Annotated in this window: 8 protein-coding genes; 4 read left to right on the top strand and 4 right to left on the bottom strand. The window is 69.5% G+C overall.

Going from position 1 to position 13,219, the window contains the following annotated elements; genetic code table 11:
• Window positions 1-19 precede the first annotated feature (19 nt).
• Entirely contained in the window at window positions 20-694 is a 675-nt protein-coding gene (locus tag ACQW02_RS18330; protein ID WP_431281349.1) for a nitroreductase, read from the bottom strand.
• 1 nt (window position 695) lies between these two features.
• A complete protein-coding gene (locus ACQW02_RS18325) occupies window positions 696-2,279 on the bottom strand; it encodes an ABC transporter substrate-binding protein (RefSeq protein ID WP_431281348.1) in 1,584 nt (527 codons plus the stop codon).
• Between the two features lie 127 nt (window positions 2,280-2,406).
• On the opposite strand from ACQW02_RS18325, the gene ACQW02_RS18320 reads away from it, so the two are divergent.
• Genes ACQW02_RS18320 through ACQW02_RS18310 form a run of 3 tightly spaced genes read left to right on the top strand, consistent with a single transcriptional unit; the run spans window position 2,407 to window position 4,776 of the window.
• A complete protein-coding gene (locus ACQW02_RS18320; RefSeq protein WP_431281347.1) occupies window positions 2,407-3,459 on the top strand; it encodes a flagellar motor protein MotB in 1,053 nt (350 codons plus the stop codon).
• A complete protein-coding gene (motA, locus tag ACQW02_RS18315; RefSeq protein ID WP_431281346.1) occupies window positions 3,456-4,322 on the top strand; it encodes a flagellar motor stator protein MotA in 867 nt (288 codons plus the stop codon). The genes ACQW02_RS18320 and motA overlap by 4 nt, the downstream gene beginning before the upstream one ends.
• A 31-nt stretch (window positions 4,323-4,353) precedes the next feature.
• Window positions 4,354-4,776, top strand: a complete 423-nt coding sequence (locus tag ACQW02_RS18310) for a PaaI family thioesterase (RefSeq protein ID WP_431281345.1) — start codon at window positions 4,354-4,356, stop codon at window positions 4,774-4,776.
• Between the two features lie 274 nt (window positions 4,777-5,050).
• On the opposite strand, the gene ACQW02_RS18305 is transcribed toward ACQW02_RS18310, so the two are convergent.
• Window positions 5,051-7,903 (bottom strand): [protein-PII] uridylyltransferase, encoded by a 2,853-nt coding sequence (locus ACQW02_RS18305; RefSeq protein ID WP_431285925.1) that lies wholly within the window; start codon window positions 7,901-7,903, stop codon window positions 5,051-5,053.
• Window positions 7,904-8,166: 263 nt separating this feature from the next.
• Window positions 8,167-10,812 carry a DNA mismatch repair protein MutS gene (mutS, locus tag ACQW02_RS18300; protein WP_431281344.1) on the bottom strand — a complete coding sequence of 882 codons (2,646 nt, stop codon included), beginning with the start codon at window positions 10,810-10,812 and terminating at the stop codon, window positions 8,167-8,169.
• A gap of 105 nt (window positions 10,813-10,917) precedes the next feature.
• Between mutS and ACQW02_RS18295 the strand changes: the two genes are divergently transcribed.
• A complete protein-coding gene (locus ACQW02_RS18295) occupies window positions 10,918-13,212 on the top strand; it encodes an NADP-dependent malic enzyme (RefSeq protein WP_431281343.1) in 2,295 nt (764 codons plus the stop codon).
• The last annotated feature ends 7 nt before the right edge of the window (window positions 13,213-13,219 follow it).

The following is a 13,219-nucleotide window of genomic DNA, read 5'->3' as shown; positions in this document are numbered from 1 at the left end:
TTGGCTTTGCCCCTGGATGTCACGCGTGGTGGAAGCGGGCAAACCCCTCCACCGGTTCGCGGGGGGCCTGCAGTTGGTTCGCGGGGGCGGCATGGTCCGGATGCCCCAGCGCCATGCCGCAGACGACCAGTTGCTCGGGCGGAATGCCGAGGTGTTCGCGGATGATCGCGTGATAGGATTTGAACGCCGCCTCCGGACAGGTTTCCAAGCCGCATCCGCGCGCCGCGATCATCACATTCTGCATGAACATGCCGAGGTCGAGCCACGACCCCAGCGCCAGCCCCCGGTCCAGGGTGAAGAACAGCCCGACCGGCGCGCCGAAGAGATTGTAGTTCTCCCGCCGCCAGGCCTTCGCCCCGGCGCGGTCGCCCTTCTGGATACCGAGCAGGGAATACAGCGCCCAGCCCACCTGCCGCCGCCTGTCGATGTAGGGGGAGGTCCAGTCGGCCGGGTAGTAGGTGTATTCCGCCTCCGGTTCCGGCCCCGCGTCGCAGGCGGCGGTGATCGCGGCGCAAAGCCGGTCGCGCGCCGCCCCGGCCACGACATGCACGTGCCAGGGCTGGGTATTGGTCGCGGAGGGCGCCCGCGACGCGGCGGCCAGGATGTCGCGGATCACCGCATCCGGCACCGCTTCGCCGGTATAGCCGCGGATGCTGCGGCGCCCGGCGATGGCCTGTTGGACGGCGGGGTTCACCTCAAGGCACCCGCACCAGCCACAGCCGCAGCCGGTTGTCCGGCGCGGGGGCCAGGTCGATGCCGCGCCGGGCCGCCCAGACGATCGGCTGCTGGTGCAGCGGGATGTGGCCGACCTCGCGCTTTTCGACCAGCAACGCCTCGCGGATCAATTGCCGGCGGGTCGGCTCGTCGCTTTCGGCGGCGATGCGCACGCGCAGGGCGTCGAATTCCGCATTGCTCCAACGCCCGACATTCAGCCCGCCGATGCGGTCGCCGCGCGTGTTCAGCACTTCCTGCAGGGTCGAATAGGAATCGGCCAGCGGCAGCCCGGCATGGCCCAGCATGAAGAAGGACACATCCAGGTTGTTGTTGCGCCGCGACCAGACCGCTGTCGTCTCGATCTGCGGCTGCACCCTGATGCCGACACGGCCCAGCATGCCGATCACCGCCAGGCAGATGCGTTCGTCATAGACATAGCGGTCGTTCGGGCAGGCCAGCCCGATGGAAAACCCCTGCGGATAGCCGGCCTCGGCCAGCAGCCGTCGGGAGGCCTCGGGGTCGAAGGGGAAGGTCCGCGCCTGGGCGCTGTCACTCGCCGCCGGTGCGCCGTTCAGGAAGGGCGAGGCCATCGACCCCGCGATCCAGGCATTGCCGCGCATGACGGTGCGTCGGATCGTCTCCACATCGATCGCCTGGTAGAAGGCGCGCCGCACGCGGATGTCCTGGAAGGGGTTGCGACCCTTCACGTCGGAATACAGCAACTCCTCCCGGAAGTGGTCGAAGCCCAAATAGATGGTGCGCAGTTCCGGCCCCTGCACCACGGCCAGGTTGGGCGAGGCCTCGATCCGCGGGATATCCTGGATCGGCAGTTCGACCACGGCATCCACGCTGCCGGAAATCAGGCTGGCGGTGCGGGTCGCGGCGCTGCGGATGGGCTGGAAGGTGACCTCGGTCAAATTATGGACCGGGCGGTCCCACCAGCCGGGGAAATTGGCCAGCACGGTCGGGCCATCGGCGGTGCGGGAACGGACGATGAAGGGGCCGGTGCCATTGGCTTCCCGCGCCGCCGCGTTTTCCTCACGCGCCGCGAGGTTGGAGGAGCGTTCCGCCCCCCGCGCCGCGGCCCAGCCGCTGTCCATCACATAGAAGGCGGTCAGCGCGTTCAGCAGGATGGGGAACGGGGCGTTGGTCTCGATCTCGACGGTCAGCGGCCCCGTCGCACGGATTTCCTTGACCGCGGCCATGTTGCCGCGGGCCAGGGCGCCGGGGCTGGACAGGCGGTTCCAGGAAAAGACCACGTCCTCGGCGCCGAAGGTCTCGCCATTGTGGAAGCGGACACCGGGGCGAAGCTGGAACCGCCAGACGGTCGGGGACACCAGTTCCCAGCTGGTCGCCAGCGCGGGTTCCAGTTCCAGCCGCGCGTTATGCCGCACCAGCGTCTCGTAGATGTTGCCCAGGAAGGCATTGGTAAACGTGTTGTTGCTGGCCTGCGGGTCCAGGGTCAGCACATCGCCGCCAAAGGCCCAGGTGAAGCGGCTGGCCGAAGCCTCCGGTGCGGCGATCCCGGCCGCCAGGAGCATGCCCAAAAATCTGCGCCAAGCCATCGCTGCCTCCTGTTCGCCACTGCCCGGAGGCTGCGGTCCGCCCGGCCTTGCGTCAATCGCTGCCGTTAGGTGCGGATTAAGCCCGGGCTGCGACGATGCCCATGGCACGGGCAGGATGCTTGGGGCGATGGCCAAGGGTAGAGGCAAGGGTGATGGCGTCACCATCATCATCAAGCGCGAGGAAGTGGTCGAGGGCGGCCACCATGGCGGCGCGTGGAAGGTCGCCTACGCCGATTTCGTGACCGCGATGATGGCCTTCTTCCTGCTGATGTGGCTGCTGAACGCCACCACCGAGGAACAGCGCCGCGGCATCGCCGATTACTTCGCGCCGACCAATGTCTTCGGCCAGACCCAGACCGGGTCGGGCGAGCCTTTTGGCGGCCGCACACCCCATTCATCGGGCGACATGGCCAGCGACACCGGCGCGGTGCGCGTCGAACAAGGCCCCATCCCGGTGATGCAGGATATCGAGGAAGACTACACCGACACCATCGCCCGCCAGGTGCCCCGCCGCGAAGGCCCCGAGGGCAGCGAGGACGAGAACCCCCGCACCACCGCCCATAACCCCGACGGCCATCCCGGCGATGCGGCGGAAGCGCGCAGCCTGCGCGCCCATCCGGATGCACCGCCTGGCGACCCCAGGGCCATGTCCGACGATGCGCTGCGCGCGGAATCCGAACGGCGCGAAAGGGCGGCGCTGGAACGCCTGGCCGATCAGTTGCGGGAGGCCGTGGCCTCCGACCCCGCCCTGGCCGATCTGGCGCGGCAATTGATGGTGGAACAGGTGCCGGAGGGCTTGCGCATCCAATTGCTCGACGCCGATCGCCAGCCGCTCTTCGCCAGCGGCAGCGCCGGGGCGAATGAACGCGCCCGGCTGCTGTTCCAGCGCGTGGCGCAGATCATCGGGCGGGTGCCGAATGCGGTTGCCGTCACGGGCCATACCGACAGCACGCCGTTTCGCGGCAGCGACCGCACCAACTGGGATCTTTCGGCCGACCGCGCCAATGCCGCGCGACGCCTGCTGATGGACAATGGCGTGGCGGAAGGCCGTATCCGCTCGGTCGCCGGCATGTCCGACCGTGACCCGCTGCTGCCCGCCGAACCCACCGCCGCCGCCAACCGGCGCGTCGGCATCACCTTGTTGCGGCAAGACCCCCCGCCCGGAACCATGCACCGATGACCACCATTGGCGGTTTCGTCTTCCTGCTGATCACCGTCTTCGGCGGCTACATGATCGCCGGCGGCAAGTTCGGCATCATCCTGCATTCGCTACCCTACGAGATGCTGATGATCGGCGGCGCCGCGATCGGCGCCTTCGTCATGTCCAACTCGATGCATGACGTGAAGCACACGCTGGCCGGCTTCGGCAAAATCGTGAAAGGATCGCGTTTCCACAAGAGCGACTACGTGGACCTGTTGTCGCTGCTCTATTGGTTCGTGCGCCTGGCGCAGACCAAGGGGGCGATGGCGCTGGAAGCGCATATCGAAAAGCCGGAGGAAAGCCCCGCCTTCCAGAAATTCCCGAAGATCGGCGGCGACCATCACGCCGTCACGCTGATCTGCGACTACCTGCGCATGGTCGGCATGAACGCCGACGACCCGCACCAGATCGAGGACATGATCGGGCGCGAATTGAAGAAGATCAAAGAGGAGGAGATGCATCCCTCCCACGCCATGCAGAACCTGGCGGATGCGCTGCCGGCCTTGGGCATCGTCGCGGCGGTGCTGGGCGTCATCAAGACCATGGCCGCCATCGACCAGCCGCCGGCCGTGCTGGGCGGCATGATCGGCGGCGCGCTGGTCGGCACCTTCCTGGGCGTGCTGCTGGCCTATGGGTTGATGGGGCCAATGGCGACGCGGCTGAAGGGCATCGTCGATGAGGAAGGCAAATACTACGAGGTGATCCGCGCCGTGCTGGTCGCGCACCTGCACGGCAATGCGCCCCAGGTCGCGGTGGAGACCGGGCGCAAGGTCGCCCCCACCCACAGCATGCCCAGTTTCCAGGATCTGGAATCGGTCTTGCAGGACCTGAGCATCGCTTGACGGCGCGCCCGGCACGGGGCACCCGGCTAGTATGACCCATGATGACCCGGCGCATTCGCCCTACCACGACCTCCTCGGCCTGCTGCTGATCGACTGGCAGGAGGGGTTTGCCCGCATGGCCTGCGACGTCGGGCCCAAGCACCACAACCGCAGCGGTATCGCCCATGGCGGGGTGGTGCTGTCGCTGATCGACCAGGCGGCGGCGTTTTCCGGGCTGTATTGCACCGTGCCGGGCAATGTCCGCCGGGCCGTGACGGTCGACCTGGACTGCCGCTTCACCGGGCAGATCACCGCCGGCCGCGTGACCGCCGAGGGCAGGATCGTCACCCAGGGACGCAGCCTGTTCTTCTGCCGGACCGAAGTGCTGGACCAGAACGGCAAGGTCATCGCCTTCGGCGCCAGCACGCACAAATGGCGCCGTGGCAGCGAGAACCCGGAAGGGGTGGCCCCTTAGCGGGTTACGAAAAAAATGGGGAGGTTGCGCCGTGAGAGGGACTTCGTCCCCCTCACACTCCCCCTACCAGGGGCCGCCGCCCCTGGACCGGCGCGATGTATTGGTAAAATAAAGGGAGGGCATGGCACGCCTCTGGCCAATGGCGCGACGTTGATGCCCCTCCCTTTATTTTACCAAACGCCGTGGGTTCCAAGGGGCCACGGCCCCTTGGTGGGGAGAGTTTGAGAGGGGCGACGCCCCTCTCAAGGCGCCACTCCCGAATTTCAATAACCCGCTACGCCGCCACGGCTGCTTTCGGCGACAGTGCTTCCAGCAGGGCGCCGCGCAACTGTGCCAACTTGCGTTCGTTTTCGACTTTCAGGCCGAACACGTCCTTGACGTAGAAGACGTCCACCGCCCGCACGCCATAGGTGGTGATATGGGCCGAGGCGATTTGCAGCCCCTGTTCCGTGATCGCATCCGTCACGTCGTGCAGTAGCCCGGGCCGGTCGCGGCCGTTCACCTCGATGACGGTGTGGGCGGCGGAGGCGTGGTTGTCGACGACCACGCGCGGCGGCACGGTCACGGCGCGCAGCCGGGCCGGTTCGCGCTTCACCTTCAGGATCTCATCCGCCAGGCGCAGCCGCCCGGACAGGGCCTGTTCGATCAGCACCGCCAGGCGCGCAAGTTTATGCGGTGCGTCGAAGGCGCCGCCGGCGGCGTCCTGCACCCAGAAGGTGTCCAGCGCCATGCCATTGGTCATGGTGTGGATGCGGGCATCGACGATGCTGGCACCGGCCACGGCCAGCGCGCCGGCGATGCGGCTGAACAGGCCGGGGTGGTCGCTGCACCAGACGGTGACCTCGGTCACGCCGCGCGCATCCTGCACCCGGGTGCGGACGGTCAATGGCGCGCCCTTGGCCTCGCGGATCATCGCCGCGTGGCGCGCATGGGTCGCGGGGTCGAAGGACAGCCAGTAGCCGGGGTAGCCCAGGCTCAGGAACTGCTCGACTTCCTCGGGCGGGCGGTCCGCCAGCATCGATGCCGCCGCCTGGCGGGATCGCGCCACGCGCACGTCGCGCTCCGGCACGGACAAGCCGCCGGCCAGCACCTCCGCCACGCGCCAGTACAATTCGCGCAGCAGGGTGGCTTTCCAGCCGTTCCAGACTTTTGGGCCGACGGCGCGCATATCGGCCACGGTCAGCACCAGCAGCAGGCGCAGCCGTTCGGGCGATTGCACGATCTCGGCGATGTCCATGATCGTCTTGGGGTCATCGATGTCGCGCTTGAAGGCGGTCTGGCTGATCAGCAGGTGATGCAGCACCAGCCAGGACACGGTTTCCGTTTCTTCCGGCGTCAGGCCCAGGCGAGGGCACACCTCCTGCGCGATGCCGGCACCCAGTTCGGAATGATCGCCGCCACGGCCCTTGGCGATGTCGTGCAGCAGCATCGCGACGCGCAGCGCGCGCTTGGACTGGATCTGGCCGATCAGTTCGGAGGCGACGGGCGCGGCCTCCCCCAACTCACCCCGTTCCAGCGCGTCCAGCACGGCGATCGCGTGGATCGTGTGCTCCTCCACGGTGTAGACATGGTAGGTGTCGAACTGCATCAGCCCGACGATCCGCGCCCAGTCGGGGATGAAGCGTTGCAGGAAGCCGATCGAATTCAGCACGCGCATCGACCGTGATGCGTCCTTGCCGGTCAGCAGGTCCAGGAACAGCCGGTTGGCCTCCGGATCGCCGCGCAGGCGCTGGGCATCGGGGGCGTGGCGGATCAGTGCGCGTTGGGCCAGGGGATGCAGCGCTAGGCCCCGGTCGCGCACCGCGACCAGCAGGCGCAGCATGATGGCCGGGTCGTCGCCGATGCTGCGGTCGGGCGCGAACAGCGCCTTGCCATCGGCCAGCGCGATGCCGGCCGCCGTCATCGCCGCATCGGGCGCCGGCTGCACCGCCGGCAGGCCGAGGGCCGCCCGTTCGATCGCCGGTTCCAGCAGGCGGCACAGCCTGACCACGTCGCGCGCGGTCAGGAACAGGTGCTTCATGAAGCGTTCGACGCCATCCTGCGTGCCGTGCCGCGTATAGCCCATGCGGGCGCCGACGACGGGTTGCAGGTCGAAGGTCAGGCGTTCTTCCGCGCGGCCGGTGACGTAGTGCAGGTGGAAGCGCACCGTCCACAGGAAATCCCAGGCGCGGCGGAACTGGCGCGCCTCGCGTTCGGTCAGCAGCCCGCCACCCGGCGCGTCGGGCCCCACCAGGTCCGGCATGCGCTGCGCGCCAAAGGCCCAGCGGGCGAACCAGTACATTGTCTGCAGGTCGCGCAACCCACCGCGACCTTCCTTGAGGTGCGGTTCGACCAGGTAGGGGCTGTCGCCGTAGCGCTTGTGCCGGGCCGAGCGTTCGGCGCGCTTGGCGGACAAAAACTGGCCAAAGCCCCAGGCCTTGCGGGCGCGGGCATAGGCGCCCTGGAAGCGCACGAAGATCGCGGGGTCGCCGGCCAGCATCCGCGCATCGATCAGCGCGGTCTGGATGGTGGCGTCGCTGCGCGCATCCTCCATGCATTCGGCGATGGTGCGGGTCGCGTGGCCGACCTTCAGTCCCAGGTCCCACAGCATATAGAGCATCATCTCCACCGCCCGCCGCCCGCGCGGGCCGAGGGGATGGTCCGACAGGAACAGCAGGTCCATGTCGCTGCAGGGTGCCATGACGCCGCGGCCATAGCCGCCGGTCGCGGCCAGGGTGAACGGCCGTTCCGCCGACCCCGTCCCATGCGGCGCCATCGTCAGGTGCGGTGCTTCCCGCGCCGCACTGGCCGCCTGTTCGGCCGGGGACGGGTAGGACCGGTCGGCGAAGGGGCGCTCCGGCGCATGGGGCATCGGCTGCCCGTCCGGTGCTTCTTCCTGCACCGCGGCCAGGGTCCAGGCATGGGCGCCGCGCGCGACGCCATCCATCAGCACGGCCAGCCATCGCGCGGCGTCGAGGCCGGAGAGGCGATGCGCCTCGAACTCCTCCTGCACGCGGCCCTGGATGCGCGCCAGGTGGCGGCGCAGGATGCTCAGCGCCAATTCGCGGCCGACGGGCTGGCCATCGGGCAACAGGTCCGGCACCGGGTCGCCCAGGAAGGGATGCGCGTCGAGCGGCCGGTCGAGCAGGGTCTCATAGGCGCGCTCGGCGCCGGATGGCGACCGCACCCGGGCCGGGGTCCGCTTCTGCGGCCGCGCCTCGCCTTCGGTCCGTAGTGTGTCCCCCCGCTGTGTTTCCACGGGCCGGTGGGGGTCTGGGCGGGTCGTCCGGGTCCGCGAGGCGGGGTCCTGGTCGCCCCGCTCGGGAATTTCTGCGGTCATCCGTATGAAGATATGGCATCGCCTCGCGCTGCAACAGACGTATGCGCGGGCAAAAGTGACGTGCGTCGCTGCTAATCCGCTGTTCGTGACGCCTTGAGAACGTAGAGCGCCTCCAGCGCCTCACGCGGCGCCATCGTGTCGGGGTCCATCGCGTCGAGCAAGGCGAGCAAGCCGGACGGTGGCGGCGGGGCATCGGCCGGGGCGGGCGCGAAGAGCGGAAGTTCATCGGCGAGTGGTGCAAGACCGCGCGCCCGTTCCTCCAGCGATCGCAACACCGTCTCGGCCCGCGCCAGCGTTGTGCGCGGCACGCCCGCCAACCTTGCGACGTGCAGCCCCCAGGATCGTTCGGCGGCACCCGGGGCGACGCTATGCTGGAACACAACCTGGCCGCGATGTTCGCGCACCTGCATCGCAGCGGGTGCCAGTTCCGGCAGGCGGCCGGCCAGAGTGGTGAGTTCGTGGAAATGCGTGGCGAAGATCGCGCGGGCGCGGATGCGATCGTGCAGCGCCTCCAGCACCGCCCAGGCGATGGCCAGGCCGTCCCAGGTCGCGGTGCCGCGCCCGACCTCGTCCAGCACGATGAAGGATCGCGGGCCGGCCTGGTGCAGGATGGCCGCCGTCTCGGTCATCTCGACCATGAAGGTGCTGCGCCCACCCGCCAGGTCGTCCGATGCGCCGACCCGGCTGAACAACCGGTCCGCCACACCGATGCGGGCGGCGGTGGCCGGCACGAAAAGCCCCGCCTGGGCCAGGACCAGCATCAGCGCGTTCTGCCGCAGATAGGTGGATTTGCCCGCCATGTTCGGCCCGGTCAGCAGGCAGAGGCGCCGCCCCGGCGACAGGTCGCAGTCGTTCGGGACAAAGGCGGGGCCCTTGGCGCGGGCCAGCGCGGCCTCGACCACCGGGTGGCGGCCGCCCTGGATGGCGAAATCGGCGCGCTCGGTCATGTCCGGCCGGCACCAGTCGCGGGCGGCGGCCAGTTCGGCGGCGGCGGCATGGACGTCCAGTGCCGCCAGGGTGGTCGCGACGGCGCCGATGGCATCGCCCGCCGCCAGGACCTGGGTGCGCAGGTGGCGCAGGACCAGGGCCTCGCGCCGCGCGGCCTCGGCGCCGGCTTCCGACAGGCGGCGATCCAGTGCCGCCAGCGCCGCGCAGGTGAAGCGTACGGCGCTGGCCATGGTCTGGCGATGGATGGGGGCGTAGCCCTCGGCGGTCGGCGGCGGCGTGCGCAGCAGAACTTCGCCGGCGGCGGCGGGGGTTTCGGCCAAGTAGCCGAATTGCTGGTGGTGGCGGATTTTCAGGCTGGCGACGCCCCAGGCCTGCGCCAAATCCATCTGCATCGCGGCCACGGCGCCGCGCGCGTCATCCCGCAACCGCCGCAGCGCGTCGAGTTCGCCGTCATACCCGGGGGCGATGCTGCCCGGGTCGTCCAGCCGCGCCGGCGGCGCATCGGCCAGCGCCCGGCGCAATTCGGGGCCGAGGGCCGGAAGCGCGGCCAGCGCCTCGGCGGCACCCGCCAGCAGCGCGGGCAGGGGGGCGCCGCCGGTCGGGTCCAGCCCGCCGCCGATCCCGGGCGTGGCGGCCAGGGCCTGGGCGGCGGCTTCGCTGCGGAAAAACCCGTCGCGGATCGCCGCCAGGTCGCGCGGCGAATAACGGTCCAGCGCGATACGGCCGAGGGCGCGGGCCATGTCCGGCACGCCCTTCAATGCCGCGCGCAGCCCCGCCCGCGCGGCGGGGGCCGCCAGCAGCCAGGCGACGGCATCATGCCGCGCCAGGATCGCGGCCAGATCCGTCAGGGGCGAGGCCAGTCGCGCCGCGAGTTCCCGCGCCCCGGCGGCGGTCAGGGTGCGGTCGGCCGCGGCCAGCAGGCAGTCGCGCGGGGTGCCGCTTTCGCTGCGGGTGATCTCGAGGCTCCGGCGGGTGGCGGCATCCATCGCCATGCTCCCGCGACCGCCCTGCGGGTCCGGCGGCAGCAGGCGAGGCGTGCGGCCGCCCTGGGTCGCCGTCGCATAATCGGCGGCCATCGCGGCGGCCGAGATTTCCGCGGGCGTGAAGGCGCCGAAGCCATCCAGCGTCGCGACGCCCAGCGCCGTGGCCAGGCGCTGCGCCGGGGCGGTCGGCGCCACCGCCTCCCGCGCGCCCTCGATCGCGACACCCGGCCCGGCCAGGATTTCGATGGGGTCGATGCGGGCCAGAAGCCCGGCCAACCCATCGGCCGCGACATGTTCCGTGCAAAACGCGCCGGTCGAGATATCCAGCCACGCCGCCCCATACCCGTCGTCGCCGCGCGCGACGGCCGTCAGCCAGGCGGGGCGGCTGCCGTCCAGCAGGGCTTCCTCGGTCACCGTGCCGGGGGTGATGAGGCGGGTGACCTCGCGCCGGATGGTCGGCGCGCGGCGGCGCTTGGCCTCCTCCGGCGATTCCATCTGTTCGCAGATCGCGACCCGGAAGCCGCGCCGGATCAGCCGGGCCAGATAGGCTTCGGCCGCGTGATGCGGCACGCCGGCCATGGGAATCGGACGGCCGCCATGTTCGCCGCGATGGGCGACGGCCAGGTCCAGTGCCTCGGCGACCGCATGCGCGTCGTCGAAGAACATCTCGTAGAAATCGCCCATGCGGAAGAACAGCAGGGCGTCCGGATGCGCCGCCTTGGCGGCGAACCATTGCGCCATCGCCGGCGTGGCACCTGTCGGGTCGAGCGGCTGCGGATGATCCATCACCCCCTTCTACCCGCGCCATCCCGCAACCGCGAAGCGCCCGGCTTTTCGCCGGCCGCGCCAGGGGCCATAACCGATGAAAGTCTTCTTGGGAGTGATGCCGCCATGGACAATCTGCCGCCCGCCGCCACCGACGCGCGCACCGCCCGCATCACCGATGAGGAAGCGATCGCCATGCATGCCGAGGGTCGCCCCGGCAAGCTGGAAATCCGCCTGACCAAGCCGCTGACCACCGCGCGCGACCTCAGCCTCGCCTATTCCCCCGGCGTCGCCGCACCGTGCCTGGTGATCGCGCGCGATCCCGCGACGGCCTACGACTACACGATCAAGGGCAACATGGTCGCCGTGATCTCCAACGGCACCGCGGTGCTGGGGCTCGGCAACCTCGGCGCGCTGGCGTCCAAGCCGGTGATGGAGGGCAAGGCCGCGCTGTTCAAGCGATTCGCCGATGTGGACAGCGTCGATCTCTGCGTCGACACCGAGGACGCGGATGAATTCGTGAACTGCGTCCGCTACCTCGGCCCGTCCTTCGGCGGCATCAACCTGGAGGACATCAAGGCGCCGGAGTGCTTCGTCATCGAGCAGCGGCTGCGCGAACTGATGGACATCCCCGTCTTCCACGACGACCAGCACGGCACCGCCATCGTCGCCGCCGCCGGCATGATCAATGCCTGCCACCTGACCGGGCGCGACCTGAAGACGACGCGCATCGTGATCAATGGCGCCGGGGCCGCGGCCATCGCCTGCGCCGAACTGGTCAAGGCCATGGGCATCCGCCCGGACAACGTGATCCTGTGCGACACCAAGGGCGTCGTCTATCGCGGCCGCACCGAGGGGATGAACCAGTGGAAGTCGGCGCATGCCTCCTCCACCGAGGCACGCACCTTGAGCCAGGCGCTGGAAGGGGCCGACATCTTCTTCGGCCTGTCGGTGAAGGGCGCGGTCACCGCCGACATGCTGAAGCTGATGGCCGACAAGCCGATCCTCTTCGCCATGGCCAATCCCGATCCCGAGATCACGCCGGATGACGCCAAGGCGGCACGGCCGGATTGCATCATCGCGACGGGGCGCTCGGACTATCCCAACCAGGTGAACAACGTGTTGGGCTTTCCCTTCATCTTCCGCGGTGCGCTGGACGTGCGCGCCAGCACGATCAACGACGCCATGAAGATCGCCGCCGCCGAGGCGCTGGCGACCCTGGCGCGCGAAGACGTGCCGGAGGAAGTCTCCGGCGCGGGCGCCGGGCGCTCGCTGCGCTTCGGGCCGGATTACATCATCCCCAATGCCTTCGACCCGCGGCTGATTTCCCGCGTCTCGCCGGCCGTCGCCAAGGCCGCGATCGAAAGCGGCGTCGCGCGCAAGCCGATCGCCGACCTGGCCAAATACGCCCGCGACCTGTCCGCCCGGCTGGATGCCGGCGTCGGCGCGCTGGAAAAGATCACCGAGATCGTGCGCGCCCACCCCAAGCGCGTGGTGTTTGCCGAGGGCGAGGAGGAAACCGTCATCCGCGCCGCCATCGCCTTCAGCAACGCGGGCTATGGCACGCCGGTGCTGATCGGGCGGGAGGAGAGGATCGTCGCGACGGCGAATTTGCTCGGCATCCCGCTGCCGGATGGCATGCAGATCGCCAATGCGCGGCTGTCGGAAAAGAACGCGGATTACGCCAACTGGCTCTATGCCCGGCAGCAACGCCACGGCTTCCTGCTGCGCGACTGCCATCGCCTGGTGAACCAGGACCGCAACGTCTTCGCCGCCTGCATGGTGGCCAATGGCGATGCCGATGCGGTGGTGACCGGGCTGACCCGCTCCTACGCCTCCACGCTGGAGAATGTGACCACCGCGATCGATCCGCAGAAGGACAGCGTGCTGTTCGGGCTGACGATCATGCTGGCGCGGCGGTCGGGCACGGTGCTGGTGGCGGATACCGCCATCCACGAACGCCCCGATGCCGCGACCTTGGCGGAAATGGCCGTGCAATCGGCTGGGCTGGCGCGGCGCCTGGGGCTGCCGCCACGGGTGGCGTTCCTGTCCTTCTCGACCTTCGGCGACCCCAAGGGCAGCATCCCGGGGCCGATCCGCGAGGCCGTGAAGCTGCTGGACGCACGCGGCGTGGACTTCGAATACGACGGGGAAATGGCGGCGGATGTGGCGCTGGACCCGGCGATGCGGGCGCTCTACCCGTTCTGCCGCTTGACCGGGCCGGCGAATGTGCTGGTGATGCCCGGGCTGCATGCGGCCCATATCCTGACCAAGGCCGTGCCGCGCCTGACCTCGGCCACCACCATCGGGCCGGTGCTGCTGGGGTTGGAGAAGCCCGTGCAGATCGTGCCGATGGGGGCGAGCGTGAACCAGATCCTGGATATGGCGTGCTACGCGGCCTATGGGGCGGGGCGGCGGTAGGCTGGTT

Source organism: Humitalea sp. 24SJ18S-53 (genome assembly GCF_050632385.1).
Lineage (GTDB): Bacteria > Pseudomonadota > Alphaproteobacteria > Acetobacterales > Acetobacteraceae > Humitalea.
The sequence above is the reverse complement of the archived record's forward strand: the minus strand, read 5'-3'. Positions and strand labels throughout refer to the sequence as shown.